The following is a 17,437-nucleotide window of genomic DNA, read 5'->3' as shown; positions in this document are numbered from 1 at the left end:
AGGTTTCACTCGTCTTGATTTTCTTTATACCAATTCGTCGCCAACCGTTCCGTCTCGATAATCCAATCATGCTTTCCTTGAATGTATCCTTCCATGTCATCTGGATGCTGTGCCGCTAGTTGAAGCTTCAGCTCACCATACGCATCGCGAACTTCAGGATAAGCTCGCAAGTAATCCCGGAAGGCCAGGTGTCTTATGACATCTGGATTCCCTTCTTCAAACACATGCACGTGAACCGTCCGTTCTTCTTCTCCTTTACGGAAATAGCGACGCTTCGGAATCCCATATTCACCAAGTCCGCGGTACCCGAGTGCCTCCATCCGCTCCGTGTAGTCGTCGACTCGTTTGATGTCCCGTACGACCGGCATCATGTCGATGATTGGTTTTGCCGCCAATCCTTCGACCGATGTGCTCCCAATGTGATGAATTGCAACGAGCTCCTCTTCGAATAATCGACTTAATTTACCAGCCTCTTCTTCAAACTTTTGATTCCATTCCGGATTGTATTTCACTACTTCGACTTTTCGCATGATTCGTTCCTCCTCTTTAGAATCAATACTCTATTCTCATCATACCCTTTCTAAACATTGCTCGACATGAGGGATTCCACTTCAAAAGGTTTGTACACAAATAAAATGGGAAACCTTATATTAATGACTTGAGAACTGGAGAGTGAATGGATATGTTGACTGAAGAGCAAATCGAAACGTTTAAAAAACGATTATTGAAAGAAAAAGCAAAGACCGAAGGATATATGGATAGTCGAGAAGAGACGTATGACGAAGGAGAGCTCTCTCATTACGACAACCACCCTGCCGACTCGGGCGAAGAGCTCTTTTTACGGGAACGGGACCAAGCCCTTAACGAACTCGATGAAGAGTTCTTGAGTGACGTCGATAAGGCACTATTAGCCATTCAGAATGGGACGTATGGAAAATGTGAAGTGTGCGGGAAAGACATTGAACTAGACCGTCTCGAAGTCATTCCAGAAGCCACCCTTTGCATCGAACACGCCCGGGCACAAGAAGAGGAAGAACACGCGCATGAAGTCGATCGACCGGTCGAAGAAGACGTGTTGAATCCAAATGAGACCGCCCGACGCAAAGAGTTAGACGGGACGGATCAACCTGGTCAAAAAACGGACGCCTTCTCTCAAGTAGAAGACTACGGAAGCTCAGATACGATTGCCGACAGCGAAGGCAACCACGATCCTACGCGCGAACAGTAAAAAATGCCCTGACCTCATTCGAGAGGCTCAGGGCATCTGTCTGCTTAAAACGTGGCTTTTATCGGAGAAGCACCACCGAGGCGCTCTGCCAGTTTCATCGGGTCGACGGCATTCCCAGCTGAACTAGCTGAAAAATTGTAGTCCCCTTTATGAATCTCAAAGTGTAAGTGCGGACCAGACGAGTTACCCGTGTTTCCGATTTGACCAATCGGTTCGCCTTGGCGCACCGACTGACCTGTCTTGACATCTACTTTGTGCAAGTGTGCATACACGGTCGTCCATTTTTGACCGTCTACGTTGTGTTCGATTTGTATATGGTTTCCATAAGGTCCACTAGAGCTGACTTTTGTCACTTTTCCAGCTTCTGCGGCGTATACAGGTGTGCCTGTTTTGGCGGCGATATCGAGACCGTTATGGAATGTGTATCCGAACTGCCCACTCGCCGAACCGAATCCTTGAGAGAGGCGACCTTCCGCCGGCATTAAGAACCGATCGGGTGCCATCGCTTCATACTGTTTCTTCAAGTCACTCAACTGATTCGTTTGTTTCATATATTGTTTCGACTTTTCGTCATACGACGCTTTCACGTCTTGACGTGTCGCTTCAATTTGCTCTTGCTCTTCTTTTAGTTGCTTCAATACTTCGTTTGTTTGGTTTTTCTTTTCAACAAGCTCTTGATGCGCTTCTTCCGCTTCAGCGGCCTCAGCTTTCGCACTCGGCAACACCGAAGAAACGACTTTTGCGAAGAGTGACTGTTCTGCCGGAACGAGCGACTCTTCCACTTCTTCTAATTCTCTAGAAGTCCCTTCAATTTTGTCTCGCAACGCCTCCGCTTTATGGTCGACTTGCTTCAACTTTGTTTGAATGGCTTGAATGGATTGTTTCGTATCTTTTACTTGCTGTTTCGTTTGTTGCAATGACTTTTCCGTTTGAACGAGATCTTGCGGGGACATGTTGTCGGCAGATGCGGTTTGTCCTTGGAATAAGAGAACACCAACACCCGCTGTCATGATGAGTTGTTTCCACATATATATAATAAACCCTCCAAATTGATACATTCATGAACTTCAAAAAAGCTACATGTGCGAATATACCACTGGGGGTTAAAAATTTCAATATATGAAGTTTTTCATTTTCATGTCATACATGACAGCATGATGTGATATTTTCAAGTGTCACTTCACAAGGATTTCACTAGCGTTTTTTTGTATAATATCCAGTCCATAGGATGCCACCGATAGAAAGAAGGGTTATACTCACGCCACCTAACAGTAGACCTTGCGACACACCTTGTGGGAGATTCGTCGTCAGGGCAATCAGGGTCGCGGTATTTCCACTAATCAGCGCAATGATACAGATGACCAACAACCGCTTCATCAAGCGTCCTTCACCATTTCAAATTGGGCAATCTCATCTTGGACAAATCCCAATCGTCGTGCCGCTTCGACCCATTCAGGACGGTCTGATGTCAACGTGATATGAAGTGGCGATCGGCTCGCGGCCGCCCGCAATAACCATTCCGCTTCTTCTGCTTGTCCAAAAACATCGAGCAAGACGTGATCGCGGTATAACAAAAATCCTGTTTGATCCCCTTCTACGACTTTGACTAACTCAGCAGCTTGTTGGGTCACGCGCACATCGCGTTGCCAAATCGGAACGTGACTCGCTGTAGGATACAACTCATCAAATAACGTTGGAATCGGTTCAGACGTCATGTCTGCGTTCGTTTCTAATGAGATCGCTTGGAAGTAGAGGATTTCTCGAGTCGTTTCGTAACCTAGTCGTTCATAGAGAGACACCGCCGCATCATTGCCTTGAATGACTTCGAGTAAACGAGTGCCTACTGCCGCCTCTTCAAATCGTCTCATCAATTCGGTCGCGACTCCTGCTTTTCGGACATGTGGGGCGACAGCAAGTCCACCACAACGTGTCTGCCATCCTGAATCAAGATGTGCAATCCCGCTTAACACGACACCAACAGGTTCTTCACCATCATAGGCTACAATGGAACGGGACGGCTGATTTTGATCACGAACAAGAAAAACATCTTCGAACGTCTGCTCATCGAATTGAAACGGAATGATGTAATCAGAAAAACCGCTCATAAACGCACGGTATAAATCTTGTATTGGTGGATTTTGAAGGTATGTAAACTGTGTCGACATATAATTCCCCTTTTCTGAATAAAAATCAATAACGCTCGAAGGAGACTTCTTATGAAAATCACGCTCGAATATCGAAATAGGACGCATCAATCGATTCTCGATACGTTCGCACTACCGACGGACCAAGAAAAGTATACGACCCTGCCTAAAGATATGGATGATCCATTACCTGATGGCGTTCATCCGATTGTCGTCCTCAGTACGAAACCGGTCGGAATGTTTTTACTACATGACAACGAACGAGTCGCTTCTTATACGGATGAACCACATGCGCTGCTCTTCTCGGCTTTTGCCATCAATGAGGCAGATCAAGGCAAGGGGTATGCAAAAGCGGCACTCCAAGCACTTCCGCAGTTCGTAAAGCAACATTTCCCTCACATTCGTGAAATCGTCCTGTCGGTCAATCTGAAAAACGAAGCCGCCTTCTGCCTTTATATGAGCGTTGGGTGGAGCGATACCGGACGTCGAATCGGTGGACCGATTGGCGAACAGCGTATTCTTTCCTTAACGATTTAAAGCATCCATTCGTGTCAAACTCTCAAATATGTTTTGCCAGTAAGTCTGACGATGCGGAACTAAATCGGCTTGCGTGATTTCAACAAGATGATTCGTCATCAGTGAGCGTCCCTCAATCGTGCACATGCGTCCTGCTGTGATCGACATCAGTTCATTTCTTTGAACAGCTACGACATCCATCACTTCCTGGTCGTCAAACCGAAGTGTTTCATCTTGATAGACGTAGCCGTACGTATGTGCAAACTCGCGATCAAGAAACTCGTCCAGTTCAATCACGTCTTCAAAGATTCCCATAAAGGTGAGTTGTTCGAACGTCAATGACAGTCCGAGCTCTTCTTCAATTTCACGAACGCCATTCGCTGTTGTCTCATCTGTTGCGAGGTGTCCCGCTGCCGTAATATCATATTTCCCGGGAAAATCCTGTTTATCCATGCTCCTCCGCTGAAGATAAATGAGGTCTTCTTTCCAGAACCAGCAGTGGAACGTCTCATGCCAATCCCCGTCAACATGAACTTGATTTCGCTCCTTCTCCCCTATTTTCCGGTGATTCTCGTCAAAAATAGTGAGGTGCTCCTTCATTCCGACACCCCATCTTCTAAAAATCGGATAACCCCATTCGTCGTATCTAACTCAACTTGAATGCCAATCGGGAAAACGTGTGATGGAAACGTGTGACCGATATCGACGTTCGTTAGAATTGGGATGTTCGTATCTCCGATGACTTCGAGCAATAAATCATTGAATGAGAAGGGGGCCGATTGATTTTGAAAATGCTCATGTTTCCCGATAATCAGACCTGAAATCTCATCAAACACACCCGCCAGCTTCAGCATACTGAGCGACCGTTCTTCTTCAGCCATCGTCTTAAACGAGTCTTCTAGGAATAAAATCGCTCCTTTCAAATCAGGATAATAATCTGATTTGAAAAACCCGGACATCGTATTCAAATTCCCCCCAATCAACGTCCCTCGTGCCTTCCCATCCTTTAGTGGGATCCACCCTTCATTCGGTTGGAGCGTCTTGACGCGTTGTTGCGTTGACCAATCGAGCATCTCTTCGGTCCATTCATCAGGGATATGTAACTGAAACGGAGCGTTTCGTTCTAGACAGAGAATGTCTTTGACATATTGCTCCCCCGCCTCAAACATTCCTCCATATTCACCGAAAGAAGGGACGATCGCCGGTCCATAAAATGTTACGACTTCCGTTTTGGCATAACACGCCATCAAGATTGCCGTGACATCACTATATCCCATGATGATTTTAGGTTGCCGTTGCAATTGCTCATAATCGATATACGGTAGTAATGAGTTCGAATTCGTTCCACCAATCGTACTGATGATGGCCTTCACTTCAGGATCATGCAAAAATGCGTTCAGTTCGTCCGCTCGATCTCGAATGGACGAGGACCGAAATCCTTCTGTTTTATATGTACACATGCCCTCTTTCACCTTGAATCCCATTCGCTTGAGCTGTTCGACGCCACGTTGATAACGCTCCTCAAATTGAACAGGTGCTGGAAAAGAAGGCGTAATGATTCCTATCGTATCTCCGACTTGCAGCTTTGGCGGTTTAATCATGATCCCCACTCCACTCCCTCGTAACATGGTTATGAACGCATTATACCGTAGGAGTGGTCAGCCATGTTTCAAAATAAATCAGGGTCTTCCGATAATGTTTTCACTTTCCGAACTTTTGCTGGGCGTCCTGTCCATCCGAGTGCCACAAAGAAAAATGCACCTGCGAGTACACCGAATAAAGCGGTCAACCCTACTTGAATCCCCACAAATCCATACTGTTCTCCCAGTTTCACGAGGAAGAGCGGTGCGAACAGACAAGTCATACTGAGTGAAAAAAGCCCCCCCCATACTCGTCGCTTTGCATTACCAATGGTGAACCAACCGAACGCGATCCATACACAAGCAACCAATCCTAGCGCACCAACCATCATCCACATGCCCACACCTCACCTTTTCGTTTTTCTTTCTATTCCCCATTTTTCTTATGATTCCTACTATTTTTTCAAGTAATGAGAGAATTTCCGGGTAAAGGTAAATTAGATAAGATGCGAAACGGGACGACAAAGGAGTGAGGTAGACATGAGTTCACGATTAACCTTTGCCTTAATCTTTCTCGGTCTTTTTTTAGTCGCCGTTTATTGGATGAGCACGTGGAATGACAACATGGTCGAAGGACAGATTGAACGAGTCGATATCCCCCAAATATTGATTGAATCTACCGAATCCTCTGAAGAAGTCACATTGCGTGTCATCTTAATCAATGATCAAACCGAAGTCACTGGCATCGTCAACAGCGTACAAGGACTACAGAGCGGCCAACTGGTAACAATCGAGGTCATTCCGACGGATTCGAACTTGAACATCGCACGGACGATTGAAGTCACATCACCATGATTTTTTGAAATGAAGCGTAACTTTTCCAGAACTGTGGAATATGAGAACAGAATCATAAAAAGGAGTGATCGGATTGATTTCAAATAAATTACTATCTGGAAAAGTAGCGTTTGTGACCGGGGCAGCCTCCGGAATCGGACGTGCCGCGGTCATCCGCTTCATTCAAGCCGGAGCAAAAGTCGCCATTGTCGATTTGAATGAAGAAGATGCGATGCGTCTCGCAAGCCTTGTCGGGGAAGAACGCGCCATCGGGATCAGTGCAGATGTGTCGGATGAATCCGCAATGAAAGAGGCCTACGAACGGACAATGGAACGATTTGGTCAACTCGATATCGTCTTCGCGAACGCCGGTCGAAACGGGACCATCACACCGATTGAACATTTATCATTGGATGATTGGAATGGCGTGGTGGAGACGAACCTCACTGGAACCTTTTTGACCGTCAAACATGCTATTCCTCATTTGAAAGAGAATGGCGGGAGTATCATTATCACTTCATCGATCAACGGGAACCGCTATTTTAAAAATTTCGGATTCAGTGGCTACGCGACGACAAAAGCAGGTCAAACCGGCTTTGCGAAAATGGCTGCTGCGGAACTCGCTCAATTCGGGATTCGTGTCAATTCTATCTGTCCCGGGGCCATCGATACGAATATTGACGATTCGACCAATCGAGACGATGCGTTGCTCGAAGAAATTGTCATTCCAATCGAATATCCACTTGGGAATCAACCGCTTGCCGGAAAATCGGGCTCCGCAAAACAAGTCGCCGATGTCGTCTTATTTTTCGCGAGCAACATGTCGAGCCACGTCACCGGCTCTGAAGTATACGTCGATGGGGCTGAATCGCTCTTGTAATCGAAAAGCAGGTCACCTCACCCGAGGCGACCTGCTTATTTAAGGATTGGACTTTTCATGACCGCTTTTTGATAGAACGGCTGAAATCCAAGCCGTTCCATATTGCGACCAGACGCCGAATCGACTTTCGTCGTAACCGTCAACAGATTGCATCCAAGTGCTTTCGCTTCGGCAATTCGTTCCAAAATAAGTTGTGTCTGGTACCCTTTTTGCCGATATGTCGGAACGGTGCTCGTCAGAAACAACTCTCCAATCCCGTCTTGCGTGGCTAAAATCCCACCCGCTACGACAGCATCCTCTTCTCGCACGAGATAAGCATGATTACTCGGTAGTGCGTAAAAGCCTTTGGCTGTATCGACCGTCTCTTGAAGGATTGTGCCCGACTCGGCGAATCCAGCCGCAATGGCGTATGCCCACTCATGGAGTGTCTCATCCTTCACTTTTTCGACCTGGGTCGGTACAGATGTGGAGGCATGCTGTGTCAAATCCAACGTCCATACGTCCAAAAAATGATCGAGCGTGTAGTTACGTTCTTGCAATAAGCGGAGCAAGGAATCTTCCGCTAATGGGCAAACTTCAATATGTAAACGTGATACGTTCTTCCCACGCACCCATTTTTCCATTTGATGCAGGTCGTAAAAGCTTGTCGGCCGATTCAATCCAAATCCGACCGCAAAACTCATATTTCCCATTTTGAACACGTGCCCTTTTCCTTCTACGTGTAGTTCCGCACCTTCATAGGGAGGGGTTTGTTTACGATATCGAATGTAAGCAGACGTCCCCTCTGCTTTGATGCGTTCGATACGCCTTGCCAATTCTAAACGTTTCACGCTGTTCCCTCCCTTGTATATTCTATGTTGAGTGTAGCACATGTTCACGGTCGGATGAGATGACCGTATTGAATCAGCCGTTCCCGGACAGAAGGGACGAGTTCTACACACTCAAGGACCGTCTCCCACTCTTGTAACGTCACATCGACGACTTCATCTGCTTGCAGTGACAGTCGTTCAAAGTCGATTGGTTTCTCGCACACGAGACAATACATATCCAAGAAATATGTGCCCCGCTCAATCGTTGTCACGAACCGGATTTGCTCAGGCAATACATATAGTCCCAACTCTTCTTTTAGCTCACGGACCGCACCTTGTCGACTCGTTTCCCCAGCCAAAATCGAGCCGCCCGTCCCTTCCCACAGAAGCGGATACGTCTTATCCGGATGACGCTTCGACAGCAATAATCTCCCATCTGGATCGAACGTGAACACTTCGATGACCGTGTGAAACGTATGCGGCTCTAATTCATCCCCACGAAAGTGCGTTCGACCGAGCGGTTGCCGGTTTTCATCGAGTAAATCCCATACTTCTCGATTCATGGACGAATCTCATCAATCACGAACGAAGAGGAACCTTGAATCTCTTCGATAAAGTGAGATCCGAATAGCATGGCTGGTGTAAAGCTTCCAGCAAGCATCCCACCCGGACCGAGCAACCGCTTGACGACGGCGAGCGCCCCGTACACGGTGAAGGCATACGTACTTGCCGTTTGAATACGGACGACTACTTTTCGTCCTTCCTCATTCGTTGCTTCGCCCCATACGTACGTCGATGATTTTTCACGTACAGCCTCGTCTGGTCCCGATACGTTTTCGTCGACATAACGGAGCAATCGTTCCTGCACGGCCTCTTTTCCGAGAATCGGGCTGAACCATGACAAAGCGCGAGCAGCATAGGCGGCCGCTGTCGGCACTGGTACCCATGTCGTAATATTCGGAATGTCCGTCGTGTAGTAGGCGGTCGAAACATCTCCCCACGGAATCGCAATCGCGGTACGGCTTCCGCGACCAAAATCAATCGTTCTCCGCTTTGCCCCAATTGGAAATGGTGATAATTTGCCGTTCACACGTTCCACATTACTAGACCCGAGCCCGCGTATGGCTGTTTTCATCGTTCCAGGAGAAATACCGCCTGCTGCCGAAAAACCGAGGGCGAGTGCTGTCGCATCCGGCATCAACTCTTTTAATTTCCGCGCGACACAGTCGGTCGGAATGACATCAAATCCGACACCCGAGCATAAAATCACACCACGTTCTTTGGCTTGAGCCGCTCGCTGTTTAGAATGGACATATTCGAACACGTCGATTTCCCCGGTAATATCTAAGTAATGTGTACCTGTCTCTAGACATGCCTCGATCATCACTTGGCTCGTATCCGTGAAAGGACCTGCACAATGAAGGACTAAATCTACATCGTGAAGCGCCTCGATTGCGGCTTCACGACTCAATGCAAAAATCGATGTCTCGCAATTCAGTTCATCTCCTAGGCGATGAATCGCTCTTGCGTTTCGTCCGGCAAGAACCGGACGCATTCCGTCACGAGCGGCTTGTCGTGCAATCAGCTCACCCGTATAGCCATTCGCCCCATAAATCATCCATCTCATTTTTACCCCTCCTTATGTCAATGTATCCTTGTTCGTTTCCCTAAAAGAAGTTGAATCGAACGAAAAATTCTTGGATAACATCGATGATATACACACTTCCCGTTACAATAAGCAAATATCCGATTGGGCTGAGCAGACTTTTCACTGTTTGTGGTTTTGTTATGTCTCCCCGATGCTGTAGTAGACGATCTACCAAGTAAAACAAGACCGCTGCGAGCAGACTGAGCCATGACAAGACGAGCCCGAATAGTATATGTAAAGCAAACGAAGTGAACCTCTTGAATCGTTTCGAAGTGAACCGATTCGCCAACCAATCACTGCACCATGGGGTCACGACACCGTAGGTCAACATGATCGGAAAACTGACCGTCACATAGGCAACCGTCATCAGAAGGAAGCCACTCAGCACACCCCTCGTTCCCCCATTTGCTTGTACACCAAGTCATAGTGACCCCACACGCTAACAGAATCGCATAGACGGGCGAGGCGATGGATGCTGTGACGATTTTACGATTCCACATCTGCACTCCCCCTAATCCCTTCCAACTTTACACGACCTGCTCTGAAAACGCACAAAAACCAGCCTGAATTCAGGCTGGCTTCGCGATTTGTTAATTGTTTGCAACTTCTCCGGCTTTCGTACGGACCGATTGCATCGCTTCCGTCCACGGAAGGAGTTGGTCGAGCATGTCGTTGACCGATTGTGCTTGCACATCTTTCGGTGCGAAATGCGTGCCGTTCTCGAAGTCCGTGAAGAGTGAGAGCGCAGGATGGACACGTACGTGAGCGATTGACAATTCACTCAAGATGCCACGTAAATGTTCCGTTGCCCGTGCTCCACCGACAGAACCGTATGAGACGATTCCAGCTGCTTTGTTGTTCCATTCGACACGTAAGTAGTCGAGTGCGTTTTTAAGAGATGCTGAGATGGAATGATTGTATTCTTGGACGATGAAGATGAATCCGTCCATTTGCGCAATTTTCTCCGACCAGGCTGCTGCGCCTGATGCGTCTTGGCCAGCTTCACCGAGAAGCGGCAAGTTGTAGTCTGCGATGTCGATGACTTCATAGTTGGCATCGCCACGTTTGTCGGCGAGTTCTTTCACCCATTCCCCGACTTGTGGACTGACGCGACCTTCACGAGTTGATCCGAGTACGATTCCGATGTTTAACATAGTAGTTCCTCCTTGGTTATGTTGTGATGCATCTGATTTTCCAAATAAGCGATTCAAGAAACTCATTTCATGCCCTCATATTCTTTCTCAAATGTTTTCGTGCTTCTGACTGTATCGATTGGTCGTACCATCGCCTCGATTTGCGAACGTTTCGCTTCGAGGAACGGCGGGAGTGATAACTTCTCACCGACCGTCTCGTACGGCTCGTCTCCCATGAAACCAGGACCATCTGTCGCCCATTCAAACAAGATTTGCGGCGCGACACGCGCATAAGACGATTCAAAGAAGAAGCGATCGACGTAGCCAGAAGTCGGCAAACCGAACTGTTGGAGACGTGCTGTCCATTCATCGAGGCCGCTACGGTCTTCGACACGAAATGCGACATGGTGCACGGTACCGAACCCTTGACGCGCTTGTGGAGATGTCTCGTCATGAATGACGATCACTTGCGCTCCGTTTCCACCTTCACCTCCTTCAAAGAGATACACATCACCTTCTCGCCCAATCTCTTTAAATAGCATCACTTGCTCCATCACTTGTTTGAAATACGTGATGTCGGCGATGCGAATAAAAATTGGCCCGAGTCCTGTGATCGCGTACTCAAGTGGGATTGGACCGTTTTTCCACGGTTCGCCCGATGCGATCCCTTCGTTGAACTCATCCGAGATGAGTTGATACGCCTGCTCGTCGAAGTCGATGAACGAGAGCGTCTTCTTCCCGAACTGTTCTTGAATCCCTTCATGTTCGACACCGAGACGGTCGAAGCGGCGGACCCAATACGTCAACGCTTCATCTGTCGGTACGCGAAACGACGTCTTCGCGATCTCATTTGTCCCATGCTTGCCTTTCGGGATACCCGGGAAGTCGAAGAAGGTCATGTCTGTACCGGCATTTCCTTTATCGTCCGCAAAGAATAAGTGATACGTTTGAATGTCGTCCTGGTTGACCGTTTTCTTCACTAAGCGCATCCCAAGAATATGGGTGAAGAAATCATAGTTTTTTTCGGCACTACTCGTGATTGCCGTGACGTGGTGAATTCCTTTTACATGGTTCATCGTTCTCTCTCCTTTTATATCTTGATTTCAAGATACATGATTAAAATTTTTTGTGGCTTCTGCCCGCTTCCCTATTTGTTTCAACTGTTCAATCGTTTCGTTTAATTGCATCCCTTCAAACACGGCGTTCATATGCTCCGTATGCTTAGGAAAAATATCTTGCATCAGGCGCTCTCCATCATCCGTCAGCGCCGCATATGTGATGCGACGGTCGCTCGGACAAGCCTTACGAATGAGATACCCTTTTTCTTCTAACCGGTCTACGACATACGTCATGCTTCCGCTCGAGAGGAGAATTTTCTTTCCGATGACTTGAATCGGTTGATCCCCTTTATGATATATAAACTCGAGTACGGCGAACTCGGTCGCGTTCAATCCGTAAGACGCCACTTCCTGCTTCACCAGGTCTTGTAACGACTGAGAGGCGCGCAACAGCACAGTAATTGTCTTCAATGCATCAGATGGTTCCATCTGTCTCCCTCCTTTGTCCAAGAGAGCCATTAACTTAAATTCGAATATCTTTAATTCGAGATAAATATATCACGTGATGATTTTGCCGTCAATCGATTTGATTTAAAAAAATAAGACGGGTTGTTCCCGTCTCATTCCCCTCGCCGAATCACAGCCATTTCACGACCGAATCGATGGCCTTCATCAACGAATCCTAGGCTTTCATATAAGTGATGCGCTGCCTCGTTCTCAGGGTGATAGCCGACGACAATCGGTTTCCCCTCGCCGATTTCTTCAAGCATCAGCTCGGTCGCCTGTCGACCAATCCCTTTGCCTTGATGAGCATGGTCGATCATGATTCGGTAAATCCACCATGCATCCAACTCTTCCGGCTCCGTGTTGTACATGAGGAAGCCGACCATCGTCTCGTCCTCATAAATTGCGCGCGGGCGTAGCGTCGGTTCGTACATCGCTTGCAGTAACGAAATCGCATTCGGCTCCATATACGACTGTTGTTGTTCACTTAATGCCAATTGACAGCATGTATACCAATTTTGTGCATCGATCGGACGTAGTGAAATCATGTCATCCTCCTTTAGTCATATGTCTCATTTAAGTTTCTTGCATAAAATGCGATGGCACGCCGGTACCGCGCGATGCTCTCGTCCGGTTTCGGACTTGCAAGCAGTTCAAGTAACGTTCCCGTCGCTTCTTCATGGCGACCGACGTTGTAATGGGTCATCGCCTGAAACACTTTGAGCGCCCCGTGATTCGGGAATTGCTCAATCGCCTCTGCAAATAATTCTGCCGCTTCCGTGTATCGTCCGAGTGCCCGATACGTACTGCCGAGTCCGAGATATGATTCGGCCAACTCTTCCCCCGTCAACCCGAGTCGGATGGCCCGCTCATAATGGGGTACCGCCTGACGTTCTTCACCGAGCGAGTCATAACACCACGCGCAATATGCATGAAGTCTCGGATTCTTCTCATCCTGTCGTAAGAGCGATAAGAACAGTTGCTTCGCCTGTTCGAGCTGTCCCTCTTCATGGAGGCGAACGGCTCGATCAAACTCACTTTCCTCTATCACGTCGGTTCCCTCCTGTGCGAAATCTTCGTCTAACCATGCTTGTAGCGTTTCATAATACTTGCCGATATGTACCCCATCAACGAGTGCGTGGTGGGCTTGAACGGATAATGGCATGACTAGACGCTCTCCTTGACGTTCAAACTTGCCCCAAGCGATGCGCGGCACGCTGTCATGTTGTTGTTGATGCGTCGGATGCATGATGCTCGTGAACGTGACCCATGGCACACTCGTGATATACAGTAAGTCGTCGGGCTCGTCATCCCCAACCACGACTTCGTCAGCAGCTTGCTCCATCCGCGTCGTCAATTCCTGTAAGAACGTCGGTAAATCCTCACTGAACGTAGCCGCACAAAAGTTGAAGACATCCTCGTCTAACATGACCGTGAACGAAGGATGGACCACCTCGTGTTCGACGACCGCTTCACCACGTATCCGATATCGCAATTCTGGAATCGCGTTCGCCGCTTTCACCGCACCGTACAAAAAGAGTTTGAAGAACGATTGATTACTCGCTTTCGCATATGTATAAAGATTTGTCACATCCACGTTCGCCGTCACGTTAAAATGTGGCGCGTCAAACGCTTTGAAAAACTCAAAGTGTTTTCGTCGTGCCCACGTCTCGATTTCAATTTCTTTCATAAAAAACTCCCCCTCCTACGCCCTTACTGTAGCAGAGAGAGTGAATCCACTCATAGCTTTTGTTTTAACTGTTCGTAATGTCCTTTTGCCAAATCAAAGTAGACGAAGTCTCCGCGTTTGATCCGTTCGAGCGTCGCTTCAAACTCACGCCATCCCCGCTCGACTTGTTCAGGTGTCAATTCGCCGCTCTCGGTCGCCTCTTCGAACTCATCCTCATCCTTTTTGACGATGTCCCCATTCGGAAACACGAGAATATCGAGCAACAAGTCGTCCATATACGGGATACCATTCTCTTCTCCGATCCGGTCGACGAGGTCGATGTACCATTGCACGATTACACCTTCCGGATTGATCATCGCCGTCACACCGAACGGTTCATTGTCCGGGAAATATTGCAGCCAACTAAAACCAGCATCCGCCACAATAAATTCTTCCCCTTTATGTTTTTTATACAGTGGCGCCCGAACCTCATCGATTTGGAATAAGGCGACGACGCCTGAAAATTGTTCCGTCTGAACGCGTTCTTGCGCATAACGGTTCTTTAAAATCCGTTCCCAGTCTCGTCGATTCGCATACTTTCGCTTTGCCATATGGATCTCTCCCTTTCGGTCATCTCTGTATGATACAGTTCGCCAGAAGAAGAAAAGTTCCTTGTTAGTCATACAGGTTGTGCTGATTGAACCAGACGAGATGGCTTTGCTTCAAGCGTTTCCGTTCGACCATTCGGACGAACGCGTCTGTCGAGATGAAGCGGTTCCCGGGATGAAGGTCGGCCAGCATCAAGAGGATGAGGCGTGAACCTCGTTCTCCCTCTTGAAGAGAGATATGCTCCATCTTCCCTTCACCATTGAAACGATTGATGAACAGCTCGACTTTACACTCCTCTTTTAAGAGACGAGTCGTCACGTATGCGACTTGGCTGATGATCGACTCAAAGTCGTGATGCAACGTGTAGCCAGATGGTCCACTCAAATCGACTGCGAATGTGAACGTGTCGAGCGACGTCTTTTGAAAGACTTTCGATTGGACTCGTCCAAGTTTCGCCGTCGCGACCCAGTCAATCTCTTTGACCGGTTCTCCTTCATAAGGCTTTGACCCTAGAACCTGCAGTGGATTCCGTAGCGGCGATGCGGTCAAAGGTCGGTCCCCGAGCGCTAAACGTTTCGTGCCGACGGGTGGGTGTAACGTGAGCGACGGCAATACCGTCCATCGCTTCTCGATGGGGCACTCAAGAAGATACGTCCCGAGATGAAACGGGAGCGGAACAGCGAGTACGCATTCTTCGATATAGGCCGGACCCCGAAATTCGGCCTTAACGTGGAGCGAGTGACGGGCCTGGTCTGTTCGTATCGACATATCTAAACTATTTGGGGAACGGTCATGGTCTGGAAAGCTGAGCGCCGTATTGGACTTCAGTCGAGCACGAACCGGAAGTCCGAGTCGTTCGAGGGTTTCACTTCCATCTAACATCACTTGTACTTCCGTCTCATCCCCAACAAAGAGAAGAGATTCGTGTGTATGTATATGAAGACGAAGGGCTCGCTCTAACTGTTTCCGCGTCCGTTCGAAGAACCAGACGATGCCTGCAAGTAAACAAAGGGCATATCCGACGATTTCCATGTACGGGACGAATACGAGAATTATCCCGGCGAATCCATAGACCGGAATCCATTGTTTCTGTAGGGCGTTATGTGTCGAGAACGTCATCTTCAGCCCTCGACCGGCACAGAAACGGTGTCTAAGATGTAGCGGATGATGTCCTGTTTCGTCGATTTGATGCCTCCTTCAAGCGTCAACGTCAAACGATGGGCCAAGACATAAGGTGCCACGGCTTTCACATCTTCCGGAATGACGTACAATCGATCGTTCAGATAGGCATAACTTTGGGACGCACGCATGAGCGCAATGGCTCCACGTGGACTGACGCCAACCTCAACGGATGCATGTTCCCGTGTCGCATGGACGAGCCCGAGTAAATAATCGAGGACGTCATCTTGAATCGATACTTGCTTCACTTCCTCCTGGGCGTGACGTAATTCGTCTAACGTCGCGACCGCATCCACGGTTTTTCGCGTTTGGCGCATCACTTGTAAGAGGAGTTCCCGTTCTTCCGCGACATCAGGATAGCCGACTGGAATCGAAATGAGGAAGCGGTCGAGTTGGGCATCCGGTAACGGGAACGTCCCGGCCGATTCGATCGGGTTTTGCGTCGCGATGACGAAAAACGGTTTCGGCATCGGATATGTCTCTCCCCCGATGGAAACTTGTCGTTCTTCCATTGCCTCGAGCAAGGCGGACTGTGTTCTTGGGACCGCTCGGTTGATTTCATCGATCAAGACGATATTCGCAAAGATCGGTCCTCGTCGATGATCGAACGTCTGCGTCTGCATGTTGAAATAGTCTGCGCCGATTACGTCAGACGGTAATAGGTCGGCCGTGAACTGGATGCGAGAGAATGCCCCATCAAAGCTGGCCGCAATCGTTTTGGCCAGTAACGTTTTTCCCGTACCCGGTACATCCTCTAACAAAATGTGTCCTTCCGCGAGTAACGCGGTACAACAAAGGCGTACGACATCCTCTTTTCCTAAATACACCTCGTTCAACTGTTTGATGACTCGCTGCATGCCCATGATATGACCTCCATTTTTTGTCTTAATCAAACTTTACCTTTTTATGGTAAGATAAACAACAAATAGTCTGAAAATTCAAAAGGAGGTAACTTCTTGCGCTGGACGAACAAGTTTTTTCTCATGATTGCCGCCACACTTCTCGTAACCTTTACGATGATGATGGTTGCGACGAGTGTATTCGAATGGCTCTATAATCCAGAAACGATACCGGTCGAGGAAAATAACAGTTTTCCGACTGATCTCCTATCGGATGAGGATGGAATTTTAATCGGTGAATCCAAAGCAGATTACCCGTTTGAATTGGATCCTCAAAAAGGAAAACATCACTTTTTTGAGAAAATCACGAGCTCTGGCGAATCAACACGACGAAATCTCGGATTATTGGTCGCTTTGATTGCGCTCAGTTGTCTGTCCTTTTATATTTATCGAAAACGGAAGCGGCGTTTGGCGCGCGCACAAGATCATGCTGATTCAAGCATAGACCCGCTTGTCAAATCGCTACAATACGAAAATGCTTCGTCTGTTCCGACGCTAACAGCGTTCACAAATATCCCGATTCGCGATGCGCTGATCACATTTAACCAATCTCTCGTACCCGCCAAGCGATTGCGTGCCCATGAGACACTGCAAGAGTGGTTCCAACGCATCGATTTACCGATGAACCCGTCCGTTTATCATGCGGTTCGCTACGGCACCTCCTCAGGTGTGACGATTTCTGAAGAAGATACGCTGCACTTCCAGAGCACCCTCGATGATTATGCGGGACGTCCTCACCCCGAGTGA

The 17,437-nt window shown here is 48.1% G+C and carries 24 protein-coding genes; 5 read left to right on the top strand and 19 right to left on the bottom strand.

What is annotated here, in order from left to right; all coding sequences use genetic code 11:
- Positions 1-5 precede the first annotated feature (5 nt).
- On the bottom strand, positions 6-530 hold the full coding sequence (locus tag KNO94_RS12500) for a GrpB family protein (protein WP_214780184.1): 525 nt from the start codon (positions 528-530) through the stop codon (positions 6-8).
- Between the two features lie 152 nt (positions 531-682).
- On the opposite strand from KNO94_RS12500, the gene KNO94_RS12495 reads away from it, so the two are divergent.
- A complete protein-coding gene (locus tag KNO94_RS12495; protein ID WP_214780182.1) occupies positions 683-1,228 on the top strand; it encodes a TraR/DksA C4-type zinc finger protein in 546 nt (181 codons plus the stop codon).
- 44 nt (positions 1,229-1,272) lie between these two features.
- Here KNO94_RS12495 and KNO94_RS12490 read toward each other — a convergent pair whose 3' ends face one another.
- From KNO94_RS12490 to KNO94_RS12480, 3 genes are all read right to left on the bottom strand, one after another.
- A complete protein-coding gene (locus tag KNO94_RS12490; protein WP_214780180.1) occupies positions 1,273-2,256 on the bottom strand; it encodes a M23 family metallopeptidase in 984 nt (327 codons plus the stop codon).
- Between the two features lie 166 nt (positions 2,257-2,422).
- Positions 2,423-2,605, bottom strand: a complete 183-nt coding sequence (locus KNO94_RS12485; RefSeq protein WP_214780172.1) for a hypothetical protein — start codon at positions 2,603-2,605, stop codon at positions 2,423-2,425.
- Positions 2,605-3,393 carry a GNAT family N-acetyltransferase gene (locus tag KNO94_RS12480; protein ID WP_214780170.1) on the bottom strand — a complete coding sequence of 263 codons (789 nt, stop codon included), beginning with the start codon at positions 3,391-3,393 and terminating at the stop codon, positions 2,605-2,607. Before KNO94_RS12480 ends, KNO94_RS12485 begins: the two co-directional genes overlap by 1 nt.
- A gap of 51 nt (positions 3,394-3,444) precedes the next feature.
- Here KNO94_RS12480 and KNO94_RS12475 point away from each other — a divergent pair, with 51 nt between their 5' ends.
- Complete coding sequence (locus KNO94_RS12475) at positions 3,445-3,909, top strand: GNAT family N-acetyltransferase (protein WP_214780168.1); 465 nt, start codon at positions 3,445-3,447, stop codon at positions 3,907-3,909.
- On the opposite strand, the gene KNO94_RS12470 is transcribed toward KNO94_RS12475, so the two are convergent.
- From KNO94_RS12470 to KNO94_RS12460, 3 genes are all read right to left on the bottom strand, one after another.
- Complete coding sequence (locus KNO94_RS12470) at positions 3,898-4,488, bottom strand: NUDIX hydrolase (protein ID WP_214780166.1); 591 nt, start codon at positions 4,486-4,488, stop codon at positions 3,898-3,900. The two genes, KNO94_RS12475 and KNO94_RS12470, sit on opposite strands and share 12 nt — an antisense overlap.
- Positions 4,485-5,489 carry a S66 family peptidase gene (locus KNO94_RS12465; protein ID WP_214780164.1) on the bottom strand — a complete coding sequence of 335 codons (1,005 nt, stop codon included), beginning with the start codon at positions 5,487-5,489 and terminating at the stop codon, positions 4,485-4,487. The genes KNO94_RS12470 and KNO94_RS12465 overlap by 4 nt, the downstream gene beginning before the upstream one ends.
- A 68-nt stretch (positions 5,490-5,557) precedes the next feature.
- Entirely contained in the window at positions 5,558-5,866 is a 309-nt protein-coding gene (locus tag KNO94_RS12460; RefSeq protein ID WP_214780162.1) for a hypothetical protein, read from the bottom strand.
- Between the two features lie 142 nt (positions 5,867-6,008).
- Here KNO94_RS12460 and KNO94_RS12455 point away from each other — a divergent pair, with 142 nt between their 5' ends.
- Positions 6,009-6,323, top strand: a complete 315-nt coding sequence (locus tag KNO94_RS12455; protein WP_214780159.1) for a hypothetical protein — start codon at positions 6,009-6,011, stop codon at positions 6,321-6,323.
- A gap of 73 nt (positions 6,324-6,396) precedes the next feature.
- Complete coding sequence (locus KNO94_RS12450; RefSeq protein WP_012727604.1) at positions 6,397-7,182, top strand: SDR family oxidoreductase; 786 nt, start codon at positions 6,397-6,399, stop codon at positions 7,180-7,182.
- Between the two features lie 35 nt (positions 7,183-7,217).
- On the opposite strand, the gene KNO94_RS12445 is transcribed toward KNO94_RS12450, so the two are convergent.
- The 12 genes from KNO94_RS12445 to KNO94_RS12390 form a co-directional block, all read right to left on the bottom strand.
- A complete protein-coding gene (locus KNO94_RS12445) occupies positions 7,218-8,012 on the bottom strand; it encodes a GNAT family N-acetyltransferase (protein ID WP_214780157.1) in 795 nt (264 codons plus the stop codon).
- 44 nt (positions 8,013-8,056) lie between these two features.
- On the bottom strand, positions 8,057-8,554 hold the full coding sequence (locus tag KNO94_RS12440) for an NUDIX hydrolase (RefSeq protein WP_214780154.1): 498 nt from the start codon (positions 8,552-8,554) through the stop codon (positions 8,057-8,059).
- Positions 8,551-9,618, bottom strand: a complete 1,068-nt coding sequence (locus KNO94_RS12435; RefSeq protein ID WP_214780152.1) for a saccharopine dehydrogenase family protein — start codon at positions 9,616-9,618, stop codon at positions 8,551-8,553. Before KNO94_RS12435 ends, KNO94_RS12440 begins: the two co-directional genes overlap by 4 nt.
- A 40-nt stretch (positions 9,619-9,658) precedes the next feature.
- Positions 9,659-10,006: a hypothetical protein gene (locus tag KNO94_RS12430; protein WP_214780151.1), complete on the bottom strand. Its 348-nt coding sequence runs from the start codon at positions 10,004-10,006 to the stop codon at positions 9,659-9,661.
- A 223-nt stretch (positions 10,007-10,229) separates the two neighbouring features.
- Complete coding sequence (locus KNO94_RS12425; RefSeq protein ID WP_374193977.1) at positions 10,230-10,859, bottom strand: NADPH-dependent FMN reductase; 630 nt, start codon at positions 10,857-10,859, stop codon at positions 10,230-10,232.
- Positions 10,856-11,848, bottom strand: coding sequence for a ring-cleaving dioxygenase (locus KNO94_RS12420; protein ID WP_214780149.1), 993 nt, complete (start codon positions 11,846-11,848; stop codon positions 10,856-10,858). Before KNO94_RS12420 ends, KNO94_RS12425 begins: the two co-directional genes overlap by 4 nt.
- A gap of 27 nt (positions 11,849-11,875) precedes the next feature.
- A complete protein-coding gene (locus KNO94_RS12415; RefSeq protein ID WP_214780147.1) occupies positions 11,876-12,319 on the bottom strand; it encodes a MarR family winged helix-turn-helix transcriptional regulator in 444 nt (147 codons plus the stop codon).
- 131 nt (positions 12,320-12,450) lie between these two features.
- The gene (locus KNO94_RS12410; RefSeq protein ID WP_214780145.1) at positions 12,451-12,882 is read right to left on the bottom strand and encodes a GNAT family N-acetyltransferase; all 432 of its coding nucleotides are present in this window, start codon (positions 12,880-12,882) and stop codon (positions 12,451-12,453) included.
- An 11-nt stretch (positions 12,883-12,893) separates the two neighbouring features.
- On the bottom strand, positions 12,894-14,024 hold the full coding sequence (locus KNO94_RS12405) for a tetratricopeptide repeat protein (RefSeq protein WP_214780144.1): 1,131 nt from the start codon (positions 14,022-14,024) through the stop codon (positions 12,894-12,896).
- 50 nt (positions 14,025-14,074) lie between these two features.
- The gene (locus KNO94_RS12400; RefSeq protein WP_214780142.1) at positions 14,075-14,614 is read right to left on the bottom strand and encodes a ribonuclease FAU-1 family protein; all 540 of its coding nucleotides are present in this window, start codon (positions 14,612-14,614) and stop codon (positions 14,075-14,077) included.
- Between the two features lie 64 nt (positions 14,615-14,678).
- Positions 14,679-15,731, bottom strand: coding sequence for a DUF58 domain-containing protein (locus KNO94_RS12395; RefSeq protein WP_214780140.1), 1,053 nt, complete (start codon positions 15,729-15,731; stop codon positions 14,679-14,681).
- Between the two features lie 2 nt (positions 15,732-15,733).
- Complete coding sequence (locus KNO94_RS12390; protein WP_214780139.1) at positions 15,734-16,654, bottom strand: AAA family ATPase; 921 nt, start codon at positions 16,652-16,654, stop codon at positions 15,734-15,736.
- Positions 16,655-16,747: 93 nt separating this feature from the next.
- Here KNO94_RS12390 and KNO94_RS12385 point away from each other — a divergent pair, with 93 nt between their 5' ends.
- Positions 16,748-17,437, top strand: coding sequence for a hypothetical protein (locus KNO94_RS12385; RefSeq protein ID WP_214780137.1), 690 nt, complete (start codon positions 16,748-16,750; stop codon positions 17,435-17,437).

This window comes from Exiguobacterium sp. s22 (genome assembly GCF_018617455.1).
Lineage (GTDB): Bacteria > Bacillota > Bacilli > Exiguobacteriales > Exiguobacteriaceae > Exiguobacterium.
Note: the sequence above shows the minus strand (reverse complement) of the source record. Positions and strands in the feature narration are given on the sequence as shown.

Excerpts from the sequence above, each read along its gene's own strand:
- KNO94_RS12435 (WP_214780152.1), bottom strand. The coding sequence starts at position 9,618 with ATGAGATGGATGATTTATGGGGCGAATGGCTATACGGGTGAGCTGATT.
- KNO94_RS12415 (WP_214780147.1), bottom strand. The coding sequence starts at position 12,319 with ATGGAACCATCTGATGCATTGAAGACAATTACTGTGCTGTTGCGCGCC.
- KNO94_RS12430 (WP_214780151.1), bottom strand. The coding sequence starts at position 10,006 with ATGACGGTTGCCTATGTGACGGTCAGTTTTCCGATCATGTTGACCTAC.
- KNO94_RS12480 (WP_214780170.1), bottom strand. The coding sequence starts at position 3,393 with ATGTCGACACAGTTTACATACCTTCAAAATCCACCAATACAAGATTTA.
- KNO94_RS12490 (WP_214780180.1), bottom strand. The coding sequence starts at position 2,256 with ATGTGGAAACAACTCATCATGACAGCGGGTGTTGGTGTTCTCTTATTC.
- KNO94_RS12495 (WP_214780182.1), top strand. The coding sequence starts at position 683 with ATGTTGACTGAAGAGCAAATCGAAACGTTTAAAAAACGATTATTGAAA.
- KNO94_RS12460 (WP_214780162.1), bottom strand. The coding sequence starts at position 5,866 with ATGTGGATGATGGTTGGTGCGCTAGGATTGGTTGCTTGTGTATGGATC.
- KNO94_RS12395 (WP_214780140.1), bottom strand. The coding sequence starts at position 15,731 with ATGACGTTCTCGACACATAACGCCCTACAGAAACAATGGATTCCGGTC.
- KNO94_RS12475 (WP_214780168.1), top strand. The coding sequence starts at position 3,445 with ATGAAAATCACGCTCGAATATCGAAATAGGACGCATCAATCGATTCTC.
- KNO94_RS12420 (WP_214780149.1), bottom strand. The coding sequence starts at position 11,848 with ATGAACCATGTAAAAGGAATTCACCACGTCACGGCAATCACGAGTAGT.
- KNO94_RS12410 (WP_214780145.1), bottom strand. The coding sequence starts at position 12,882 with ATGATTTCACTACGTCCGATCGATGCACAAAATTGGTATACATGCTGT.
- KNO94_RS12455 (WP_214780159.1), top strand. The coding sequence starts at position 6,009 with ATGAGTTCACGATTAACCTTTGCCTTAATCTTTCTCGGTCTTTTTTTA.
- KNO94_RS12470 (WP_214780166.1), bottom strand. The coding sequence starts at position 4,488 with ATGAAGGAGCACCTCACTATTTTTGACGAGAATCACCGGAAAATAGGG.
- KNO94_RS12425 (WP_374193977.1), bottom strand. The coding sequence starts at position 10,859 with ATGAGTTTCTTGAATCGCTTATTTGGAAAATCAGATGCATCACAACAT.
- KNO94_RS12440 (WP_214780154.1), bottom strand. The coding sequence starts at position 8,554 with ATGAATCGAGAAGTATGGGATTTACTCGATGAAAACCGGCAACCGCTC.
- KNO94_RS12405 (WP_214780144.1), bottom strand. The coding sequence starts at position 14,024 with ATGAAAGAAATTGAAATCGAGACGTGGGCACGACGAAAACACTTTGAG.
- KNO94_RS12390 (WP_214780139.1), bottom strand. The coding sequence starts at position 16,654 with ATGGGCATGCAGCGAGTCATCAAACAGTTGAACGAGGTGTATTTAGGA.
- KNO94_RS12485 (WP_214780172.1), bottom strand. The coding sequence starts at position 2,605 with ATGAAGCGGTTGTTGGTCATCTGTATCATTGCGCTGATTAGTGGAAAT.
- KNO94_RS12465 (WP_214780164.1), bottom strand. The coding sequence starts at position 5,489 with ATGATTAAACCGCCAAAGCTGCAAGTCGGAGATACGATAGGAATCATT.
- KNO94_RS12500 (WP_214780184.1), bottom strand. The coding sequence starts at position 530 with ATGCGAAAAGTCGAAGTAGTGAAATACAATCCGGAATGGAATCAAAAG.
- KNO94_RS12400 (WP_214780142.1), bottom strand. The coding sequence starts at position 14,614 with ATGGCAAAGCGAAAGTATGCGAATCGACGAGACTGGGAACGGATTTTA.